This is a genomic window from Roseiflexus castenholzii DSM 13941 (assembly GCF_000017805.1).
Taxonomy (GTDB): Bacteria; Chloroflexota; Chloroflexia; order Chloroflexales; family Roseiflexaceae; genus Roseiflexus; species Roseiflexus castenholzii.
The window spans coordinates 4,680,635-4,702,651 of sequence record NC_009767.1; the positions used below are offsets into that span (position 1 = coordinate 4,680,635).

Consider the following 22,017-nt stretch of genomic DNA (forward strand, 5'->3'; position numbering starts at 1 on the left):
GTTTCAACTCCTGTGCAATGTTCACATTCGAATAATCAACTCAAAGAGTCGCCGCCGATAGGTGACGCTGTCAACTTTTGCCCACAACCGCGCGAAACCGGCGAGCAACCGGTCGTGCGCTGCGTCGAGCGCTGCGAGATACTCCTGTGCGCCCGGATCGTCGGCCAGTCCAAGCGCGCGGATGTGCGCCCGCGCAACGGCGGCATCCTGAAGGTTACCGAGCAACTCCTGCAATTCCATCAGCGGACCAAGCGCCTGATCGACGCCGGGACCCAGCGCATCGGCGAAAAACTCCAGCGTGTAGCGCAGGCGTTTGCCGGCAATGCGCGCCATATGACGCACCTCGTCAGATGCGCCGTCGAGCACGGCGTCGAAGGCGCGCCACTGTTCGTAGCGTCGCCAGATGGCGCTGCCGGCAAAGTCGCGCACGCGCGTCGGCGCACCGGTTTCGCTCTGATCGACAACCCCGGCGCCGGGAGTGGTGAGAAAAGCCGCACATTGGCGAAGAAAACGTCCAAAGCGCTTCGATTCCAGGTCCGCAAGCAGGCGCTCACGCGCCGACGCGCGCACCGACTCGATAGCGGCGATGAGCGGCGCTGTGATCGACCGGCGCTCCTCCGGCAGTTGATCACGGAATGCGCGCACCGATTCCAGGAACACATCATAATCGCGCACCACGCCGAGCGACTGAGCCACGCGCCGCAACCCACGACGCAATTCCCGCACCAGATCGGGGTCGAAAATGCCCTCGACGACCTGAAGCGACGCGCGCAGGCGGCGGGTTGCCACCCGCGCATCATGGACATCCTCCGGGTCCTCGTCCTTTGCAACGGCATCGATCCGGGCAAGCAATCGCTCGAAGGTGCGGCGGAGCATCCGACGCGCCCCTTCCGTCAACGGTTCGCCTCCCTGCAACCCGTCGGTCAGTTTCAGAACGGCGAATGCTGGATCAGGTGGTTCGACCGGCAGCGGCGCCAGCGCGTCGTGTTCAACAACAGCGAACGTGACAGGACCGATCTGATCGCGCCAGAGATCGCTGCGGGCAGTAATCGGTTCCAGAACGTCATCAGTTCCGGGCGCAAGGGTCAGCGCAACAGCGCCATTCGTGTGCGCGACCGCCAGCGTGCGGATGCTCTGTTCCACCAACGCCGCCGCCAGGCGCAGGATTGCGCCGAGGCGTAGCGCCATCTTCTGATCGCTCTCGCTCAGGCGGATGAACGCCGGATCACGACGCGGGCGCACTCTGGCGCGCACCATCCCTGGCAGTGCGGCGGCGAGCGCTTGCTGATCGGCATCCAGGTCGTCAATTTGCGCCGAGAGCACCATATCGCGCGCAGCGCGCTCAGGGACTTCGACACCGGCAGCGAGCGCCGCGTCGTAGCAGGCGGCAGCAAGCCCCAGCAGGCGGCGGTGAACCGGCAGAAAGGCGCCCTCTGGTATCGCGCGATCCAGCAGCGTCAACGCCAGAAGGCGGATAAGCGACTGTTCGGTTGATGCAGATATCACATCGCCCCCTTTCAAACGTTTTGCGGCATCCTCAGCATCCAACACCGCTTCATCGAGCAACGCCAAACCACGCGCCAGTTTGCTCAGATTGTCGGGTTGCAGCGGAAATTGCGCCTGCAAGAGTGCGCCGAGCGTATCAAGATCTTCACGAGTACCTTCGGGCAGCAATTCGATCTCCAGTTCATAGAACATCTGCTCACGCCCGCCAGCATAGATAACCCCTTCATCGAGCGCAATTTCGGCAACACGCCGCGAACCCTGCCAGACATACACCAGGCGCCGCAGGGTTTCGATGGTCAGCACCGGTTGGAGTGGCGCACCGCCTGCCAGCGCGAATGCGCGGTCGCGCACATCACCGGGGGACCAGCGTTGCGGATCGTCGCTCTCAACAGGCATCTCCCACTCAGGGCGCTGATGAAGACCATCGCGCGATTGGGTTTCGCCTTTCAGGGTCGCAATCCGGTGATGACCGACAGTGCGCACCCGCAGCCCATAGTGCTGCGCGCGCAACCGGAAATCGGGCGTGTCGTAGTACGTGTTGTGCTGATGTTCGCCATCCCCAACCGGCTTCAACTGAAAGTCGCCGAGTGTCATCGGGCGCGACAGCGCGCGAAAGATCGCCGGATCGCCGACGCGAAACTTCAGTTCGACTTCGATGGGATTGACACGTTGTTGATCCATAGGTATCCGTGCGACACAGACGTATACAAGACCAGGCTACGACGATGCCAGTATACCATGTTCAGTTGGCGATACTGCACGATCGTGCATCTTATGGTATACTTATCTATGGTTTGCAAAAAGTGAACGGCAGGCTGCGCCAGCCTGTCCGCGATTGGAGGAAAGGAGTCTCCTCGTGGCGCTGGAAAAGGACGAAAAAACGGCGATCATCACCGATTATCAGATTCATAGCAGCGACACCGGCTCGCCGCAAGTGCAGGTTGCGCTACTGACGGAACGAATCAACGGCTTGATCGAGCATCTGAAGGTGCATCCGCACGATCACCATTCGCGGCGTGGGTTGTTGAAACTGGTTGGCCGCCGCCGCCGGTTGCTGGCGTATCTGGCGAGCAAAGACAAAGATGCGTATCGCAAGTTGATCGACAGTCTGGGGTTGCGTCGCTAGCATGGCATCAGGGGTGCATACGTCGCTCAATCAGGGTTCCGTTATAGGTTCGGCGCAGATGCGCTGCGTGTGTTGGTCTCTGGAGGAAGCCTGGGTGACGAATGGGGGATCGCCTGTGCGTACACCCCACAAAAACCTATAGTCAGTGAGTGAGCCTGGGGTGTACCCCAGGCTCGCATTTATTGGAGGTATCGTCTGGGGCTGTCAGGAATTGGAGCGTGTGGCCGAATACCGTTCGACCGCAGTCTCCAGTGCCTGACGCCCCGCATTGGACCGGGCAACGGTCCGCGTGCAAGGAAGGATTATGTCAGAACGTCGGATTCATTCAGTCAGTATGGATCTTGCAGGCCGCACGCTGACACTGGAAACCGGGCGCTTCGCTGAACAGGCGAACGGCGCGGTGGTGGTGCGGTACGGCGACACGATGCTGCTGGCAACGGCAGTGGCATCGAAAGAACCGCGCACTGATACGGATTTCTTTCCGTTGACGGTTGATTACGAAGAAAAAATGTACGCTGCGGGCAAAATTCCCGGCAGTTTTTTCAAACGTGAAGGCAAGCCGACCGAAGGCGCGATCCTGACAGCGCGGCTCACCGACCGCCCACTGCGCCCCCTCTTCCCGGAAGGCTACCGCAATGAAGTGCAGATCATCGTCACGACCTTTTCGATCGATATGGTCAACGATCCGGCGCCGTTGTCGATCATCGCCGCTTCAGCGGCGCTGGCGATTTCCGACATTCCGTTCCTCGGTCCGGTCGGAGCGGTGCAGGTCGGGTATATCGACGGCGCGTTGCAGATCAACCCGCCAATGCCCAACATGGCGAACAGCGACCTCGACCTGGTGGTGGCCGGCACCAAAGAGGCGGTGCTGATGGTCGAGGCAGGGGCGAATGAACTTCCCGAAGAGGTGATGCTCGAAGCGGTCATTCAGGGACATCAGGTATGCAAGCAGATTTGCGATTTGCAGAACGAATTGGTGAAACTGGCTGGCCGCCCGAAGAAGGAATTCGTCCCGCCGCCGGTTGATACGTCGCTCGAAGAGGCGATCCAGCAGTGGCTGGGAAACCGATTGTACGAGGCGATCACCGACGCGAACAAGATGGTGCGCGATGCGCAGACCGAAGCGCTCAAGCGTGAGGTGATCGCGCATTTCACTGCCGATGAGCCGGAAGAAGAACTCGAAGCGCGCACGGCTGCGGTCTCTGCCGCATTCGAGAACATTCTGTACGAGGAAGTGCGGCGCATGATCCTCGAGCGCGGCGAACGCGTCGATGGGCGTGGTCCGAAAGACATTCGCCCGATTTCGGTAGAGGTGGGGCTGATCCCGCGCGTACACGGATCGGGGTTGTTCACCCGCGGGCAGACGCAGGTGTTGACGCTGGCGACGCTCGGTTCGCCGGCTGAGGAGCAACGCCTTGATGATCTCGGCATCGAAACGGCTAAACGGTACATTCATCACTATAACTTCCCGCCGTTCAGCACCGGCGAGATCCGCCGCCTCGGTTCGCCGCGCCGCCGCGACATTGGCCACGGCGCGCTGGCGGAACGATCACTGCTCGCAGTGCTGCCGCCAAAAGAGGAGTTCCCCTACACCATGCGCCTGGTGTCCGAAACGCTCTCCTCGAACGGCTCCTCGTCGATGGCGTCAGTGTGCGGTTCGTCACTGGCGCTCATGGATGCAGGCGTGCCGATCAGGGCGCCGGTCGCCGGGATTGCAATGGGGTTGATCACCGGCAAAGACGGTCGCTGGCGCGTGCTGACGGATATCCAGGGCATTGAGGACCATCTGGGCGATATGGATTTCAAGGTCGCCGGCACGGCAAAGGGGATCACCGGGTTGCAGATGGATATCAAGACTACCGGGATTACCTACGAGATCATGCGCGAGGCGTTCGCTCAGGCGCGCGAGGGTCGCCTGCACGTGCTCGAGAAGATGAATGCGGTGATCAGCGAGCCGCGCAAGGAACTCTCGCCGTATGCGCCGCGCATCATCACGCTCCAGATCAACCCGGAGAAGATCGGCGCACTTATTGGTCCCGGCGGCAAGACGATTCGCAGTATTACGGAAGCCACCGGCGCGCAGATCGATATCGAGGAAGATGGGCGGGTCTATATTTCAACGGCTGACGCCGCCGCTGCGCAACAGGCAGTGGCGATGGTCGAAGCGCTGACGCGCGAGATCAAGGTCGGCGATATTTTCCTCGGTAAGGTGGTGCGGATTATGCCATTTGGCGCGTTTGTCAATCTTGCGCCGGGTAAGGACGGCATGGTGCACGTCTCCGAACTCGACGTCGGTCGGGTCGAGAATGTCGAAGACGTGATCAAGATGGGCGATGAGATCAATGTGATGGTCATCGGCATTGAGCCTGGCACGGGCAAAGTGAGCCTGTCACGGCGCGCGTTGCTCACCGGCGAGACGGCGGAGGATCGCCGGGCAGCGGGCGCGGGGCGCGGTCTGCGTGATGGTGGGCGCAGTAGTGGCAGCGAGCGCAGCGGCGACCGCAGTCCGCGCAGCGATGATCGTCCGCGCCCGCGCCGACGGTGAGCGATGTGACGGAATGACAGACGTTCGACCCGGTTGTCGTTCGATGGAGCGGCACAGCAGATGCGTCGCTCCATTTTGCTGTGTGCGCAAGGATAACAGTGTATGACCTGGCTATCCTGGCTGACGGTGGTGATTGTCGTTGCCACCATCGCGGGCATTGCCGTCGGGCGCTGGCCCTGGTTACGCGCGGATCGCGCCACTATCGCCGTGGTTGGCGCGGCGGCGCTCCTGGCATGCGGCGCTATCACGCTCGAAGCGGCATTCGAGGCGCTCGATCTTGATACGCTCCTGCTGCTGTTCAGTATGATGGTGCTCAATGGTCAACTCTACAATGCCGGATTCTTCGGCGTTGTCGCACAGCGTGTGGTGCGGGTGGCGCATACGCCACGCGGGTTGCTGGCGCTGATTATCGTGGCGTCGGGCGTGCTCTCGGCGCTTTTCCTGAATGACACGATTGCGCTTATGCTCACGCCGCTCGTGCTCGATACCACCCGCGCGCTGCGGCGCAATCCGATCCCCTACCTGATTGGGCTGGCGACGAGCGCCAATATCGGTTCGGCAGCGACGATCACAGGCAACCCGCAGAACATGATTATCGGCAATGCGTCGGGCATTCCCTATGCCACGTTCGCCGCCGCGCTTGCACCGACAGCGCTGATCAGCATGGCGATCTGCTGGCTGGTGATTGTGCTGGTCTATCCTCAGGAGTTTCGGCGTGGACGCTTCGATACGCCGGAAGTTGGTCGGATGCGGGTCTATCGTCCATTGCTGCGAAAGGTCGCCGTTGTCGCGCCGGTGATGCTGGCGCTGATGATTGCAGGGCTTCCCGTGGCGCTTGCAGCCTTCCTGGCTGCGACGGCGCTGCTCGCCACACGACGATTGCGCCCGGAACGCATCTGGAAGACCGTGGACTGGACCCTGCTCGTCTTCTTTGCGGGTCTCTTCGTCGTGACCGGCAGCCTCCAGGTTCAGGGGGTGACCGATACGTTATTTACCGCGACGGCGCCGTTTATCGGCGGGAGTCTGATCATGTTCGGCGTCGTCACCGCCCTCCTCTCGAACCTGATCAGCAATGTTCCGGCAGTGCTGGTGCTGCAACATCTGATCCCCGCGCTGGCGCAGCCTGAACGCGGCTGGCTGATGCTGGCAGCCGCATCGACCCTGGCCGGCAACCTGACCTTGATCGGCTCGGTGGCAAACCTGATCGTGGCGGAACTCGCAGCACGCTGGGGAGTGCGCCTAACCTTCGGCGCCTACCTGCGTGCCGGTGTGCCGATTACGGTGTTGACGTTGCTGGTCGCGTTTGTGCTGGTGTAGGGTTACACTAACCGGGGGATGACGAAGATATCGACAATCATCGAGATCATCGTCAATCCATGGAGTGCGACCGGCGCCCAGACGCTGCGAGTCTTCAGCGCCAGATACCCCCCGGCAATTCCAATCGGCAACCCCATCGCCGCCATCATTGCGCGCTCGACCATGCCAACCGGCGCGACGGCGAAGTGGTTCAGGGCATAAGCGGTCGTGGTGAGCGCCACCGCCAGATGGCGATTGAACCCGGCATCGTGCAATCCAGAGAGAATGACGCCGCGCCAGAGAAACTCCTCCGCCAGCACCAGCAGCGGAAAGAGAAAGACCAGGCGCATGCCGATCAGGATTGCTTCCATCTGCGCCATTGGCGCGCCGCCTGCACGATAGTACATGAAGGTGTTGAGATTGTCGATCACCAGCAGCGCCAGACCGATTCCGCCACCCCACGCCAGCGCCCGCCCTAAACCGCAGCGCGTCACCCACATTGCTTCCCACAGACCATCGCGCACCCCTAGCAACAGGGTCACGCCGATGGCGCCGAGGACGTAGAGAAAGAGCGCGGGCCATTCTGCCAGCGGTGTGAAGTGCCCGATGAGACCAACGATCCAGACCGATCCGGCCAGTGCAAAACCAGACACAAGCCGCTGGTGCGCCGATGATCGTGGTGAGATAGCGGACATCTGCGGGCTTAACGTGTGGCTCATATTCCCTCCTTTTGGCGACGCTCATTCAGGCAAGACGCCGCCTTCACGCCGGTCACCTTGATTTGAACCACAGAGACACAGAGCGCGTAGAGCGGTGCGCCGCGCCCCATCCCACATTGAAGAACGTGCAATGTGCAACGTTCCCGCCTGCGACCTTCCCATCTGCCATGTTCCTCGAACCACCGAGGCTCTTGAGGTCGATCCAGACGCAACCGGCAAACAAGAACCATTCCGCTGTCGAAGCCCCACAGCAGATATCGATCCAATGACGGCGACATCAAGAAGGTGGCGTTCTCCGCCTCTCCTCCGTACAACACGCAACCGTTCCACAACTACCGGTAACCTTTTCCCGCCTTCAACCTGCAACCGTCGTCCACACCCGCAATCCCATCCGGCTGAGGTAGATCGGGATCGGCTGGAAGAGTGGACTGAGCTGGCGGATGTCGCGGAGCAACGCGCGATTGGCGCTGGCGTCGGGTCCACAGAGAATGGTCAGCGAACCGCCCTCGCCGCCGGCGCCGTTGACCTTCCATCCGAGCACACCGTATTCGCGGGCGAGCGCAATGACCAAATCGGCGTCGGCATTGACGAGCGCCGGGTGCAATGCACGCTGCGCATCGGTGTTGTCGATCATCGCCCGACCGAGCGCCACGAAATCGCCGGCATACAGCGCATCGCGGGCGCGCACGGCGCAACGGCGCAGCGCATCGAGGCGCGGGGATGCGTCGCCTTCGCGTTCGAGTCCCGCGATGACCTGCTCGTGCACTGCTGAAGAACTGTGGGTGCGACCAAGAAAGATCAGCGCCAGACGACGCTCCAGTTCCCACCGGATCGCATCAGGAACGCGGATCTGCGACACTGTGGCATAGGGATACTGGAACATCTCGATAAAATTGATCGACCCATATGCCGAACACAACTGATCCTGAATGCCGCTCTGCAACCCAAGGCGCTGCGTTTCGACGCGGTGTGCAGCGTAGGCGACTTCGTGCGGCGTCATTCTGCCGGGAGTGAGTGCGTCGAGCGCGCCGATCAGCGCGACGGTGACGGCGGCTGATGTGCCGGTGGACGCGCCTGCCGGAACATCGGAGAAAATCGTGATCTCCAGCGCCACGTCGTCCGGCAGTGACACCTCATTGATAGCGGCTTCGAGGAGCGGATGGCGCGCGTGGTCGATGCTGCCCGGCATGACAACAGAGCGCTCACCGTAGTTCTCAGCATGGAGCGTCACCTGATGCTCACGACAAGAGCGAGGAAACACCGCAACCTGCACCTCAACATACGGGTAGACGCCAATGTTGAAAATTGCGCCATGCCCGGCAAACCAGGCGTCTGTCCAACCGCCGAGATTGCAGATGCGGATGGGCGCAACGCCATTGATGATCCGGTCAGGCGTTCCGGAAGATGAAAATGTACTCATGCTTGAAGACATAGAATCCGCCAACCAGCGCGCGATAGCGCCAGAGTTCGTGCTGACCGCGCTTCCCGGTCGTTTGCTCGAAGTTCTTGACGACAATGCTCTTGAGGGTGAATCCGTGGCGCAGCACTTCCTGCATGCCAAGAAATCCGAGCGGGACCCACTCGCCGTTGGCATATTTGTCGCCGAGCACCAGCGCCAGGTAGCGTCCGGCGTCGAGCGCCGCTTTAACCTGCGCCACGACCGCGCCAAGACGCGACAGAAAGGCGTCGACCGACGGCGCATTCGCCAGGTCGCGCGGGTCGTCGCTGAAGCGAATGATGTCGTGGTACGGCGGATGCAGAATGGCAAGTTGCGCCGAGCGAACGCCATAGCGTTCCAGCGTCGCGCGCCAATCGAAGGCGGCGCTATCGCCGACCTCAAGCGCGCACAGCGCCGAACGAACGTCGGATTCGCGCGCCAGCGTCGCGCGCGTCTGTTGCGCCACGGCCGGGTTCAGTTCCACGCCAATCGCCAATCGACCCAGACGCTGCGCTTCGATCAGCGTGGTACCGGAACCGGCGAACGGGTCGAGGACCAGGTCGCCGCGACGGGTATACCGCAGCATCAGTTGATAGGGGATCTGCGGCACAAAATTGCCCCAGAACCCCGCATGGTGCGCGCCGCCGGCGGCGCGCCGGTCAAACAGCCATAAACTATCGGTCAAAACATCGTCGTATTCTTTCCAGCGGTTGAGGTCGATCTCGTTGATCGCGCCGGTACGGGACTCACCCGCGGCGCGCGCCAGACGGTCGAGATAGTAGCGGGCGCGTTCGAGGGTGTAGGCGCGCGCAATCTGCTCGAATGCGTCGCGTAACCGCCGTTTGCTGAAGGCGGTGGTCTCCGCATCATCGGCAGCGACGAGCAACGCACCGGACGGGTCATCGATCTCGCGCCAGAGCGCATCCAGCGCGGTGCGCAACTCGGCAATCGAGGCAGATTCGCGCAGTCGAGCGAGCGCATGCGTGAAGCGGGTGCGTGCCAGGCGCAGCACGTCATCGGGAATGGCGCGCTCAGCAGGCGAACGGTTCGGAAGAAGCGGACGTGCCATGAATGTTTACACTCACAGGGCAAAAAGCAGTTTCAACCGCAGTATACCACGCTGGAGGCGTAAAATGCAAGAGGGTTGCATGATTCTGTGTCAAGAATCATGTCATCTTCTTGTATTTGCTCTCCACCCGCACGCCTTGTCGTTTTGATGAACGACAGAAGCACAGAGGGTACAGAGAAGAACGCCAGACCTCATTTCCCATCGCACGCCTTCACCCCTGTTTGGGCGCCCCTACTACCTTCCGACGCGCAACATGCAACGACAACTTTCCCTCGCACCCTCTCGCTTCGCGCCTCTCGCTTCGCGCCCCTCGCCTCGCGCCCCTCGCCTCGCGCCCCTCGCCTCGCACCCTCTCGCCTCGCGCCCCTCGCCTCGCACCCTCTCGCCTCGCACCCTCTCGCCTCGCACCCTCTCGCCTCGCGCCCCTCGCCTCGCACCCTCTCGCCTCGCACCCTCTCGCCTCGCACCCTCTCGCCTCGCGCCCCTCGCCTCGCGCCCCTCGCCTCGCGCCCCTCGCCTCGCGCCCCTCGCCTCGCGCCCCTCGCCTCGCGCCCCTCGCCTCGCGCCCCTCGCCTCGCGCCCCTCGCCTCGCGCCCCTCGCCTCGCACCCTCTCGCCTCGCACCCTCTCGCCTCGCACCCTCTCGCCTCGCACCTTCGCTCCACTGTACCATCTTCAACTTTCACATGGAAATCGACCCCTTACGAAAATCGGTTTTGCCGATCAGAGCATTGACGAGCACCGGTCTGCCCTGGGCAGCCGTCTGGCGCGCCTGCTTCAAGGTCTCCTCCGCCAGTTCCGGGTCGTCGAGGCGATAGCCAGCAGCGCCGAACCCCTCCGCCACCCGATGGTAGTCGCTATACGCCAGCGTGGTTGCCACATCGTCGTGCAGAATCTCCACCTGCTCACGCGCAATTTGCGTCCAGCCAGCGTCATTTCCTATGACCGCAACCACTGCCGCCTGGTGGCGCACAAAAGTGTCGAATTCGGTCAGGCTGTAGCCGGCAGACCCATCTCCATACAGAAGCCAGACATCCGCATCAGGCTGACAGAGTTTCGCACCGAGCGCAAATCCCGCGCCAACGCCGAGTGTGCCGAACGGTCCCGGATCGAGCCAGCTTAACGGGCGCGGCGGACGCACCGTGTACGACGCGGTTGCCACAAAGTCGCCGCCATCGGCAACAATTATGCTGTGATCGGAAAGCGTCTCGTTGATCACCCGGCAGAGATGGATCGGATTGACATAGGATGTCGGTTCGGCTGCCTGACGCACAATCTCAGCATCGCGGACGGCATCGCGCTGACGCAACCGTTCGATCCATTCCTTCCAGGGATCACCGGGCAACACCCGTTCCGCCAGCATACACACAAAGCGCGCCGGGTCTCCCAACACCGCAATGTCGGGGCGCCGGTTGAGCATCAGATCGGTGCGGCTGCGGTTGGCGGCGATAAGCGTGGCGCGACGCGCAATATGGTTGCCATAGTCGAGGCGGAAGTCGCACGGCACACCCGCAAGAATGACCAGATCGGCTTCGCGCAGCGCCTCGCGCCGCCGGTGCCGCAACTGCAATGCGTGATTCGCGCCGAGCAACCCACGCGCCATGCCAGAGAGATACGTCGGCACACCCAGCCGGGTGACTGCCTTCGCCAACGCACCGACCGACGCCGTATCGAGCATCGTCTGACTTCCTACCAACAGGAGCGGACGTTGTGATTGCACCAGGCGGAGCACCGCCGCGCGCACCGCGCCGTCTTCTGGTTCAGGAACATCGACCAAACGGGACGTCGCCACCGGTTGATCCTGCACGCCGGCAAACAATCGACTCACCCGCCAGTCGAGATACCGCTGAACAATCCATTGCTTTGGAGAGCGTCCACTACGATTGAGACCGTACCACCGGCGCACCACCTGTTCGTCGTACAACAGATCGACCGGCAGTTCGACGAACACCGGACCGGGCACATCGCTGCGCGCCTGAAAGAATGCCTCCTCCAGCGCCGGAATAATCTCCCGCACCCGCGCAACCGACCGACGCCACTTCGTGATTGATTGCATCAGCGCCATCTGGTCAATATCCTGAAGCGCGCCGCGTCCCCGCAGTGCAGTCGCCGCTGCGCCACCGATCAGCACCAGCGGCGATTGCGCCATCTGCGCATTCTTGATCGCCGTGATCGTGTTCGTCACGCCAGGACCGGCAGTCACTACAGCGACACCGGGCACGCCGGTCAGTCGCGCCACAGCATCGGCGGCGAACACGGCAGTCGCCTCATGGCGCGTGTCGATCACACGAATGCCGCGTTGACGGCAACCAACCAGGATGGGCGCGATATGCCCGCCGGTCAGGGTAAAAACGAAACGCACCCCATGCGCCTGAAGCGCCAGTGCCACGCGATCACCACCGTGCATAATGGTCTCCTTCGACTGCACAGAGAATGCAAACACTCTGCCGTAACTATCCGTAGTATACTGCATGTCACACCGCGTCATACAGCGCGGATAATCGGCAACACGGCACACCACACAAAGCAGGAGGACACCATCATGACAGTGCAGTCGGCAACCGAAACCATCACCGTCGATGGAGGCACAGTAGTCGAGCAACTTCGAGAGTGTATCGCAGGAGGCAATGTTCAGCGGATCGTCATCAGGCAGGGCTTTCAACCGGTCGCATCCTTTTCGACAATCGGCGGCATGCTGTCGGCGGCGGTGCAGTCGGCGATCAACACGCTGGCGTCCGCGCTTGGTCATTGCACCATTGAAATCGAGCGTATCACGCCAGAGTCGTATACTCGCGATCCTGATCTCGACACGGCAGGCATCCACTGGATCGGCGTTGCCCCGATCCCCGAAGGCGCTCACTGATCTGGCGGCGCTTCCCTGCCGGAGCGCATAGCCCGGCGGTGCTGATAGGAGGGGGCACGCACAGGCTGCCCCCTCTGTGTTGAATTCCTGGGTCCGCAAGCATCAAAGCCGCGAGCGCCACGAGCGCGGGGTCCCACCCGCCCCAAAGCCAAAGCCGCGAACGCGGGCGTCCCGCCCGCCCCAAAGCCGCGAGCGCCGGGAACGCGGGCGTCCCGCCCGCATCAAAACCACACACATCCGCGCGCGCAGGCGCCCCGCCCGCCCCAAAGCCGCGAGCGCCGGGAACGCGGGCGTCCCGCCCGCATCAAAACCACACACATCCGCGCGCGCAGGCGCCCCGCCCGCCCCAAAGCCGCGAGCACCGGGAACGCGGGCGTCCCGCCCGCATCACATCCGCGCGCGCAGGCGTCCCGCCCGCCCCAAAGCCGCGAGCGCCGGGAACGCGGGCGTCCCGCCCGCATCACAGCCGCGCGCGCAGGCGCCCCGCCCGCCCCAAAGCCGCGAGCGCCGGGAACGCGGGCGTCCCGCCCGCATCACAGCCGCGCGCGCAGGCGCCCCGCCCGCCCCAAAGCCGCGAGCGCCGGGAACGCGGGCGTCCCGCCCGCATCACAGCCGCGCGCGCAGGCGTCCCGCCCGCCCCAAAGCCGCGAGCGCCGGGAACGCGGGCGTCCCGCCCGCATCAAAACCACACACATCCGCGCGCGCAGGCGCCCCGCCCGCCCCAAAGCCGCGAGCACCGGGAACGCGGGCGTCCCGCCCGCATCAAAACCACACACATCCGCGCGCGCAGGCGCCCCGCCCGCCCCAAAGCCGCGAGCACCGGGAACGCGGGCGTCCCGCCCGCATCACAGCCGCGCGCGCAGGCGCCCCGCCCGCCCCAAAGCCGCGAGCGCCGGGAACGCGGGCGTCCCGCCCGCATCAAAACCACACACATCCGCGCGCGCAGGCGCCCCGCCCGCCCCAAAGCCGCGAGCACCGGGAACGCGGGCGTCCCGCCCGCATCACAGCCGCGCGCGCAGGCGCCCCGCCCGCCCCAAAGCCGCGAGCGCCGGGAACGCGGGCGTCCCGCCCGCCCCAAAGCCAAAGCCGCGAGCGCGGGCAGCCCCACACCGGATACTTGGCACCTTTTACCCAGAAAAACGCCACACCTTATACCAATGACCTGTGACCATCCGGCATGGTCACCCCGAGCAGCGCGAGAGGTCTTGCGCGACCCGCTTAGATTCCTCGCTGAGTTTACCCTGAGCGAAGCGAAGGGCTCGGAATGACCCGTCGCTGCGCTCGGAATGACACGCATTCGGCATCTTCAATCGTCATTGGTATGAGACCTCTATCATCCCCCCACCTTTCAGAGATAACCACAGAGAATTGTCGTTTCTCCCCTGTTTTCCGCTGCCTCCCTGGTAATATATGTGGGGAATATTGCAAAGAATGATTCATCTCCGCCTTCCCGGTACCCGATAGAAGACGCGCAGGCGTCGTTGAGAAAGAATGGCGGTAGTCCTATGCATGCAGTCGTTGCCATCAAACAGGTGCCTGATACCTCAAATGTGCGTATTGATCCCGAAACGGGCACGCTGATCCGCGAAGGAGTTCCTGCCATCGTCAACCCCTACGACCTTCACGCCGTCGAAGCGGCGGTGCAACTCAAAGAACGGCTTGGCGGCGGGCAGGTGACGGTGATCACAATGGGACCGCCGAAAGCAACAGAAGCGCTCCTCGAATGCGTTGAGCAAGGCGCGGATCGCGCGATCCTGATCAGTGATCGCAAGTTTGGCGGCGCTGACACCCTGGCAACCTCGTATGTGCTGGCTCGCGCAATCGAGGTGATCAACGCCGAACTACCGGTTGACATCATCCTCTTCGGCAAACAGGCGATAGACGGCGACACAGCGCAGGTCGGTCCTGGCGTGGCAACCCGCCTGAACATACCACTGATCACGTATGCGGTAGCGATTGAGGAGTTTGACCTTGCAGCCCGTCGGGCAGTGGTACACCGTCGGGTCGAGCAGGGCATCGAGATATTGGAGACGACCTTACCGGCGCTGCTGACGGTTGAGAAAGAGATTGCGCCGGTGCGTCATGCGCCGCTGCCGCGCCTGATTGCAGCGGCGCGCTATCAGCCAGAAATGTGGACAGCAACATCACCCGTGCCCTTCGATCCGCAGCAGATCGGGTTGAAAGGCTCACCGACCGTGGTCGGCAAGGCGTATACCCCACCACCGCGATCAGGAGGTGACGTCCTCTCCGTTGCCGATCTTGGTCTGGACACAGTGGTGGCGCGGGCAATGGCGGTGATTGAGCGGGCGCATGTGGGCAACCTGCAATCTGTAACGGAGTAGTGCCATGAACGCTGAACAGCCAACCATTCCGCGCATCTGGGTGTTCGTCGAGCAACAGGAACATCAGGTGCATCCGGTATCGTGGGAATTGCTCGGCGCGGCGAAGCGGCTGTCGGCGGATCTGCCGGGCAGCGTGGTCGAAGCGGTGCTGCCAGGACATCAGGTTGCCGATCTGGCGCCACAGGCGTTTCAGTATGGCGCAGCACGCATCTATCTGATCGATAATCCAGTGCTGGAGATCTACCGCAACCTGCCGTATGCCGTTGCTGTCAGCCAGCTGGTGAAGGAGCATCGTCCGGAGATTTTCCTGATCGGCGCAACGACGCTTGGGCGCGACCTGGCAGGCTCAATTGCCACGCGCGTCGGCACCGGTCTGACTGCCGACTGCACCGAACTCTCAATCGATCCCGCCAACCATATTCTGGCAGCCACCCGTCCGACATTCGGCGGCAACCTGATGGCGACAATCCTCTGCCGCCGCCACCGACCGCAGATGGCGACTGTTCGCCCACGGGTGCTGCCAATGCCGGACCCCGCACCGGACGCGACCGGCGAAGTAGTGACCGTTCCGTTCGATATGCGCGAGGAGGACGTTCCGGTCAAACGATTGCGGTTGATCCGCGCCGAAGAGCAACCCAACATTGAGTATGCCGAAGTGATCGTCGCCGGTGGACGTGGTATGGGGGGACCGGAGGGATTTGCGCTCCTCCAGGAATTGGCAGACGCACTCGGCGGCATGGTTGCAGCCAGCCGTCCGGTGGTGGACGCCGGATGGATGGACGCCAGCCGGCAGGTGGGACAAACGGGCAAAACGGTGCGTCCCAAGTTGTACATTGCGGCGGGAATCTCCGGCGCAGTGCAGCATCGGGTCGGCATGAGCGGCGCTGATGTCATTCTGGCAATCAACACCGATCCAAACGCGCCGATCTTCCAGATCGCTACGATGGGGATCGTCGGCGATCTGTACGAAGTGATCCCCGCGTTGATACGTCAGGTGAAAGGACAGTCGTATGACGGGCAGGCTCACCTTTGATGCGATTGTCGTTGGCGCCGGTCCGGCGGGCGTGGCAGCGGCGCTGACCATGGCGCGTGGCGGGTTGAATGTCATCATCATCGAGCGGGGACGTTTCGCCGGCGCCAAGAACCTCTTTGGCGGGGTCTTCTACACCCACGCGCTGGCAGATGTCCTGCCCGATTACTGGGAACGTAAGCCGCCGTTCGAACGCCCGGTTACCGAGCAGGGGTACTGGATGCTCTCACCGGATAGCGCCATCCGTGTCATGCACAAAAGTGAAAGATACCTCAAAGAACCGGCGGATGCATACACCGTCCTGCGAGCGCGCTTTGATCCCTGGTTCGCCGAGCAGGCGGCTGCGGCCGGCGCGTTGCTCATCACCCGCACAACCGTCACGCAGTTGCTCAAGGACGAACGCGGGCGCGTCATCGGCGTCGATACCGATCGTCCCGAAGGCAAAGTCTACGCACCGGTCGTCATCATCGCCGAGGGGGTCAACAACCTGCTCACGCAACAGGCGGGATTGATTGCGTCGGACCTTCCGCCGAAGTATGTGGCGCTGGCGGTCAAGGAATACATCAACCTGCCGGCAAAGGATTTGCAAATACGCTTTGGCTTGAGCGGTCCGCGCGAAGGCGTTGCCATCGATGTGTTTGGCGATGTTACGCTTGGATTGCCGGGCACCGGCTTCATCTATACCGATCAATCCGGTATTTCGATTGGCGTCGGCATGCTGCTCGACGAATTCGTCACCCACCGTTTACGTCCCTACGAAGTGCTGGAGCGTTTCAAGCACCATCCGGTCGTGCGTCCCTATCTGGAAGGCGGCGAGGTGCGCGAATATGGTGCGCACCTGATCCCGGAGATGGGGTACGACCGTATGCCGAAACTGGCAGGCGATGGGGTGATGGTCGCGGGCGATGCCGCCGGGATGGTGGACGCGCTTCACCGCGAAGGAACGAACCTGGCGATTACGGCAGGCAAGATGGCGGGCGAGACGGCGCTGGCGGCGCACCAGGCGGGCGATTTCTCGGCGGCGTTCCTGAGCCGCTATCGCCGGAACCTGGAAGGAACCTTCGTGTTGCAAGACATGAAACAGTACCGGCGTATGACCGATTTTCTCGAGAGTTCGCCGCAATTTATGGGCACCTACGTCAACCTGTTGAACGAAGCGGCGCTGCGCTACTTCACGGCTCACGGCATTCCCAAGCGCACTATGGAGCACGATATTCTCAAGATGGTGCGCGAGCGTCGCTCGTTTACCGGCGTCGCCTGGGATATGTTGAAACTAATGCGTGCAATGAGAGGGTAAGCCATGAGTAATCGAACCAATGGCCAGACGGCGCCTGTCGCCGACGTTCAACTGCCGCACGTCAATATCGACGATCTGATTGTCTGTCTGAAATACTACGTCGATGAAGAGAATGCTCACATCCGCATCAAGGATCTGGCAATCTGCGCGGCGTGCGATCCCAAGCCATGCCTGGCGTTCTGCCCGGCACACGTCTTCGAAACCGATCGCCACGGGCGGATGATGGTCGGATACCAGGCATGCATTGAGTGCGGCAGTTGCCGGGTCGCCTGCCCATTCCGCAACGTGGACTGGCGCCTGCCACGCGGTGGGCATGGGGTGGCGTATAAATACGGATAGGGGCATGCCATCGGCGCGTGAGCATACCACCGACGTGGACGTGCCATCGGTGCGCTCCTGCTTGCCCTTCAACCCTTAATCAGACTTGCAATCTCCTTCACCAGGTGACGCAGGCGCACCGGTTTGCTGAGGTACGCATTGGCGCCAGCCTCCAGGCTGCGTTCGCGGTCCCCCGGCATCGCCAGCGCCGTCAGCACGATGATCGGGAGGTTGCCGGTAGCGATGTTCTGGCGCAGCCAGCGCACCACCTCCAACCCATCCAATCCCCGCAGCCGCAGATCGATAATCGCCAGGTCTGGCAATTCATGACGTACCAGCGCCAGCGCTTCATCGCCGGAAACCGCATGCGTGACCCGATAGCCGCATTGCTGAAGATAATTGCCGACGATGGCGCTACCGGTCGTATCGTCGTCAACCAGCAGGATGTGCTGATGATCTCCCGTAAGCGGCAGATCGTCCGCCTCTGGAATGGTGCGTGCCGGGAAAGCGGTATCCACGTCCGACGCCGTCAACATCTGCGCCCCCTGTTGATACTCACGGGTCCACGGTAACGTCATCGTAAAGCGGCTACCTTTGCCCGGTTCGCTCACCAGCGACACCCCGCCGCCGTGGAGTTCCGCCAGACGCGCAACCATCACCAGACCCAACCCGCTGCCTGCCTGGTCGTGCTGATACTTATTCTGAATCTGGGAGAAAGGCTGAAACAGGCGTGGTATATCTTCGGCAGCAATGCCGATACCGGTGTCCCATACCGTTATCCGCACGATCTCCTGCTCAGGATCGCCTTCCAGGTCGAGTCCAACGTCGCCGCCTGGCGGCGTGAACTTGACGGCGTTCGACAGTAGATTGATCAGCGCCTGGCGCAACCGACGTTCATCGGCGTGCAGCACTTCGACCTTTGGATCAAGGTTGATATGCACTCGCTGATGTTTGCGCAGCGCCAGTTCTTTGACCATGAGCAGGCTCGACCGGCAGACCTGATGCGCCGCTACCAGGCGTGGCTCCAGTTCAAAGCGCCCTGCTTCGATCTTCGCCAGATCGAGGAGATCGTTAATGACCGCCAGCAGGTGACGACCACTCGCTTCGATGCGGCTCAACATCTCTACCTGCTCATCATTGAGCGGACCAACGATTTTCGCGCGCAGGAGTTCCGCCAGACCGAGAATAGCAGAGAGCGGCGTGCGCACTTCGTGACTGATCCCTGCCAGAAACTCGTCCTTCAAGCGGTTGGCGCGCCGAAGTTCGGCGTTGGTGCGCGCCAATTCGACATTTTGCCGGCTCAACCGATCCTTCAGCAGGCTTAGTTCATTGCGCTGCTGAATATGCGCCTGTTGGATCACACTCTGATCGGTGATGTCGGTGATGGTCTGCACCAGTCCATCGATCTGACCATGCGCATTGATATGCGGCAGTGTCAGCAAGTCCAGGTAACGCACCTCACCATGTGCGCCATCACGGTTCACATGTGGCAGATGCAGGCGACTGACATTGCCTGCAAGAATGGCGTTCAGAATAGCTTCGTTGCCGATCAGTTCGGGAAACGCATCGAAGAGCGAGTCGCCGATATGCGGTTGTTGATCGGCAAACAGGTGCAGGTATCCACCGATTGATCGGGTGCGAAAGGAACGATCAACCACCAGGTATGCACAACGATGTTCGCGACTGAGCATGTCGATCAGGCAGGCAGAGTCCACAAGTGGCGACATATCTTCCATAGTTCTACTGTGTTGCAGTCGGCGTAATTACTTCGGGCGGCACCGGTTTGAGCAGGCTGACCCAACGCGCCGGGATCCATCCGATCAGTTCGACCTGCGGGTTTTGCGGCAGCGCTACCCGCACTCGGTACCAATCACCTCGCTGTGCCAGCACTTCGACCGGCGCGCCGAGCGGTGCAACGATACCGGTGCGTGTACTGGCTTCGTCCGGCGTGCTGTACAGATACACGTTTCCGATCATGACACCATTGAATGGCGAAGGCGTCGCCGTCGGCGTGGCGGTTGCCGTCGGCGTGGCGGTTGCCGTCGGCGTGCTGGTAGGCGTCGGCGTGGCGGTTGCCGTCGGCGTGCTGGTAGGCGTCGGCGTGGCGGTCGCCGTTGGCGTGGCGGTCGCCGTTGGCGCTGCAATCGGCGGCGTCATGAGCATCGCCATTCGCGTTTCGACATGCCAGATCCAGGCGCCACAGAGGAGCAACGGCGACAGCACAAACAATCCGATCACAACCACAATTACGCGCTGAAGCATCGAGAGACGTCGCGGAGGGTGGTCTTCCTGCTGCGGAACCAGATGTTGCCGCAGTGTCTGACGCGCTTCCTGGATCAGTCGGGCATCGGTTCCGTCGAAGGCGCGGAGACGCTCGTAGCGATGTTCGTGAATGGCAAAGAGCGTTTCGCGCAGGCGTTCGCGGAAGTCTGGCGGCTCAACACCGCTGATGACCACTGCCAGGTATGCGGCGCTTCCGGTCTCGAGGATGATCTGGCGCGACTCATAGGTAATGGCGCCGAGTTCTCCGCTTTCTTCGCGCCCAAACGCTTCCTGCGCGAAGTCACGAATAGCAGTGAGCATCCCACTGACGACATCGCGGTCCGGGCGTTCTGGTCCGGCGGAATAGTGGCAGATCAGCACCCCCGACTCGCGTTGGATCAGGAAGAGTTCATGAATAGTAAAGGGAAGGACTTCGCGCAAGGCGTACTCGCCATGTGAGACCCCCTGCACGCGCGCCTGCCAGTAGCGAGGGCTGAGCATCACCGAGGTGCTTTGACGAACGCGCTCATCGATCGATTGCGCCAGATTGCGCACTGCTTCGGCGACGGCGCGGGTGATCATCTGCCCAACCACGGGGTAGAGCGCATCGACAATATCTTCACGCGCCTGATAGACCTGGTGGCGAATGGCTTCACCGATAGCAGGCGCTATGGCGTGTGCAATTTCATCACGCGACTGATTGATCTGTTCCGCCAGAATATCGGCAATAACCGGGCTGATGCGATCAACCAGCGCTTCCGGCTTGAGCAACACCCGGCGCAACTCTTCGAGTTGTCGTTGCGTTTCAGGCGCCCTGACCATGCCCGACTAGTCCTTCGAGGTGTTCAACCCTTCGAGCAGGTCGGTGACCGTCCCTCCAGTTTCGAGACGCGCGGCAAGCTCGATGAGCATGCTGGCAAGCGCCTTGCGGTCGGTCTTCTGGTACTCAAGGCGGTCAGCAATGCGGCGCAGTTCGGCGCGCACTTCGTCTTCGGTGTGGCGAATTTCGCGGCGCAGCGCCTGTGCGCGCTGCTCGATCTGATCGCGCACATCGATGATACCAGCCCGGACGGAGCGCAGATCTGAGTCGTGCGCTGCTTGAGCCTTCCGAAGTTCGAGAATGGTCTCGCCGAAGGATTTGATCTGGTCTTCGTGCTGCCGCACCTGCGTGGCAATCTGCTGCATGAGCGCTTCGCGACTGCGCTGACGGTCGCTTTCGCGGCGAACGTCGTCGGTTAATTTGCGCACGTCCAGTTCCAGCATTTCGATACGCCGTGCCATCGTCTTTTCGAGATCGGCGAGGCGTTCGCGCGTCTCGTCTAGATCGATGCCGATGCGTTGAACTTCACGGCGCAGATCGGCAAAGCGCCGTTCATACTCCTCGATCTGCGCCCCAAAGAGGATCTCACGCAGTCGGTCGACTTCAGCGGCGTGCAAGCGCTGACGAAGCGGGTCGGGTCCAAGAATGATCTGGCGCACACGCTCGAGTTCTTCCTGACCTTCCTGATTGCTCTCACTGGTATTGTCCAACCGATGGTGCAGGGTGTCGTTGTGGGGGGTCATACTACTCTCTCTTTCACGATAATCGATAGACCAAGCGCCCGAAACGCTTCCTCGACATTCTCACCCGTTCTGGCGCTGGTGAAGAAGAGGGGCGCATCGAGCATCGCGGCTATTTCGCCGAGCTGCTCGTCTGATACCATGCGTTCGCTGCGCAGATCGATCTTATTCGCTATCATGATCAGTGGCACATCTGGATTGACTGCATGAAACTCTTCTGCGTAGCGCAGAAGCGCGGTCACCGTTTCTGCACGAGTTATATCGCATACCAATGCTGCGCCGCGGGCGCCTCGATAATACGACCGTACAATCGTCGTAAACGGTTCGCTCCCCGCCGTATCCCAGATCATCAGGGTCAGCGTCGATGGATATGCGTCCGGCATCTGGAGGATTTTGCGACTGACGCGGATACCGATTGTGCTAAGATAGGATTCGCTGAATCGGCTCTCGGTAAACCGGCGGATCAGGCTGGTTTTGCCGACGGCGAAGTCTCCGATCAGGCATACTTTGGCTATCTGGTTCATAAGCAGGGTGGGATAGTGAAAAGAACAGCCGCTGGTGCGATGTTCTGTTCTCGTGCCAGGAGAACGGAATGGCAGAGCACCACTCGATGAAGCGCCTTACAAGGCAGAGCGTTTGCGAGCAGG

17 protein-coding genes are annotated in these 22,017 nt (G+C 61.9%); 8 read left to right on the forward strand and 9 right to left on the reverse strand.

Annotation, left to right across the window (positions count from 1 at the left end; all coding sequences use genetic code 11):
- Positions 1-21: 21 nt before the first annotated feature.
- A complete protein-coding gene (locus RCAS_RS18545) occupies positions 22-2,187 on the reverse strand; it encodes a CYTH and CHAD domain-containing protein (RefSeq protein ID WP_012122058.1) in 2,166 nt (721 codons plus the stop codon).
- Between the two features lie 175 nt (positions 2,188-2,362).
- On the opposite strand from RCAS_RS18545, the gene rpsO reads away from it, so the two are divergent.
- The 3 genes from rpsO to RCAS_RS18560 all read left to right on the forward strand — a co-directional run bounded on the left by rpsO (position 2,363) and on the right by RCAS_RS18560 (position 6,494).
- Positions 2,363-2,632: a 30S ribosomal protein S15 gene (gene rpsO, locus RCAS_RS18550; protein ID WP_012122059.1), complete on the forward strand. Its 270-nt coding sequence runs from the start codon at positions 2,363-2,365 to the stop codon at positions 2,630-2,632.
- A gap of 304 nt (positions 2,633-2,936) precedes the next feature.
- Complete coding sequence (gene pnp / locus RCAS_RS18555; protein WP_012122060.1) at positions 2,937-5,177, forward strand: polyribonucleotide nucleotidyltransferase; 2,241 nt, start codon at positions 2,937-2,939, stop codon at positions 5,175-5,177.
- 102 nt (positions 5,178-5,279) lie between these two features.
- Positions 5,280-6,494, forward strand: coding sequence for an anion transporter (locus tag RCAS_RS18560; protein ID WP_012122061.1), 1,215 nt, complete (start codon positions 5,280-5,282; stop codon positions 6,492-6,494).
- A gap of 2 nt (positions 6,495-6,496) precedes the next feature.
- Here the strand turns inward: RCAS_RS18560 and RCAS_RS18565 are convergent, their stop codons facing one another.
- The 4 genes from RCAS_RS18565 to RCAS_RS18585 form a co-directional block, all read right to left on the reverse strand.
- Positions 6,497-7,192, reverse strand: a complete 696-nt coding sequence (locus RCAS_RS18565; protein WP_012122062.1) for a CPBP family intramembrane glutamic endopeptidase — start codon at positions 7,190-7,192, stop codon at positions 6,497-6,499.
- Positions 7,193-7,547: 355 nt separating this feature from the next.
- Entirely contained in the window at positions 7,548-8,612 is a 1,065-nt protein-coding gene (locus tag RCAS_RS18570) for a GHMP family kinase ATP-binding protein (protein WP_012122064.1), read from the reverse strand.
- On the reverse strand, positions 8,581-9,699 hold the full coding sequence (locus RCAS_RS18575; protein ID WP_012122065.1) for a site-specific DNA-methyltransferase: 1,119 nt from the start codon (positions 9,697-9,699) through the stop codon (positions 8,581-8,583). Before RCAS_RS18575 ends, RCAS_RS18570 begins: the two co-directional genes overlap by 32 nt.
- 681 nt (positions 9,700-10,380) lie before the next feature.
- The gene (locus RCAS_RS18585) at positions 10,381-12,105 is read right to left on the reverse strand and encodes a thiamine pyrophosphate-binding protein (protein ID WP_012122066.1); all 1,725 of its coding nucleotides are present in this window, start codon (positions 12,103-12,105) and stop codon (positions 10,381-10,383) included.
- Positions 12,106-12,240: 135 nt separating this feature from the next.
- On the opposite strand from RCAS_RS18585, the gene RCAS_RS18590 reads away from it, so the two are divergent.
- The 5 genes from RCAS_RS18590 (at position 12,241) to RCAS_RS18610 (ending at position 17,569) form a co-directional block, all read left to right on the forward strand.
- On the forward strand, positions 12,241-12,561 hold the full coding sequence (locus RCAS_RS18590; RefSeq protein ID WP_012122067.1) for a DUF4342 domain-containing protein: 321 nt from the start codon (positions 12,241-12,243) through the stop codon (positions 12,559-12,561).
- Between the two features lie 1,505 nt (positions 12,562-14,066).
- Positions 14,067-14,903, forward strand: coding sequence for an electron transfer flavoprotein subunit beta/FixA family protein (locus RCAS_RS18595; RefSeq protein ID WP_012122068.1), 837 nt, complete (start codon positions 14,067-14,069; stop codon positions 14,901-14,903).
- 4 nt (positions 14,904-14,907) lie between these two features.
- Entirely contained in the window at positions 14,908-15,936 is a 1,029-nt protein-coding gene (locus RCAS_RS18600) for an electron transfer flavoprotein subunit alpha/FixB family protein (protein ID WP_012122069.1), read from the forward strand.
- Entirely contained in the window at positions 15,914-17,230 is a 1,317-nt protein-coding gene (locus RCAS_RS18605; protein ID WP_012122070.1) for an FAD-dependent oxidoreductase, read from the forward strand. The genes RCAS_RS18600 and RCAS_RS18605 overlap by 23 nt, the downstream gene beginning before the upstream one ends.
- A gap of 3 nt (positions 17,231-17,233) precedes the next feature.
- Positions 17,234-17,569, forward strand: coding sequence for a ferredoxin family protein (locus RCAS_RS18610; protein ID WP_012122071.1), 336 nt, complete (start codon positions 17,234-17,236; stop codon positions 17,567-17,569).
- A 68-nt stretch (positions 17,570-17,637) separates the two neighbouring features.
- On the opposite strand, the gene RCAS_RS18615 is transcribed toward RCAS_RS18610, so the two are convergent.
- The 4 genes from RCAS_RS18615 to RCAS_RS18630 are packed head-to-tail and all read right to left on the reverse strand — an operon-like array spanning position 17,638 to position 21,894.
- Positions 17,638-19,275 carry a hybrid sensor histidine kinase/response regulator gene (locus RCAS_RS18615; RefSeq protein ID WP_041331070.1) on the reverse strand — a complete coding sequence of 546 codons (1,638 nt, stop codon included), beginning with the start codon at positions 19,273-19,275 and terminating at the stop codon, positions 17,638-17,640.
- 13 nt (positions 19,276-19,288) lie between these two features.
- Positions 19,289-20,632 carry an SH3 domain-containing protein gene (locus tag RCAS_RS18620; RefSeq protein ID WP_012122073.1) on the reverse strand — a complete coding sequence of 448 codons (1,344 nt, stop codon included), beginning with the start codon at positions 20,630-20,632 and terminating at the stop codon, positions 19,289-19,291.
- Between the two features lie 6 nt (positions 20,633-20,638).
- Positions 20,639-21,373, reverse strand: a complete 735-nt coding sequence (locus RCAS_RS18625; RefSeq protein ID WP_012122074.1) for a coiled-coil domain-containing protein — start codon at positions 21,371-21,373, stop codon at positions 20,639-20,641.
- Positions 21,370-21,894: a Rab family GTPase gene (locus RCAS_RS18630; protein WP_012122075.1), complete on the reverse strand. Its 525-nt coding sequence runs from the start codon at positions 21,892-21,894 to the stop codon at positions 21,370-21,372. The genes RCAS_RS18625 and RCAS_RS18630 overlap by 4 nt, the downstream gene beginning before the upstream one ends.
- Positions 21,895-22,017 lie beyond the last annotated feature (123 nt).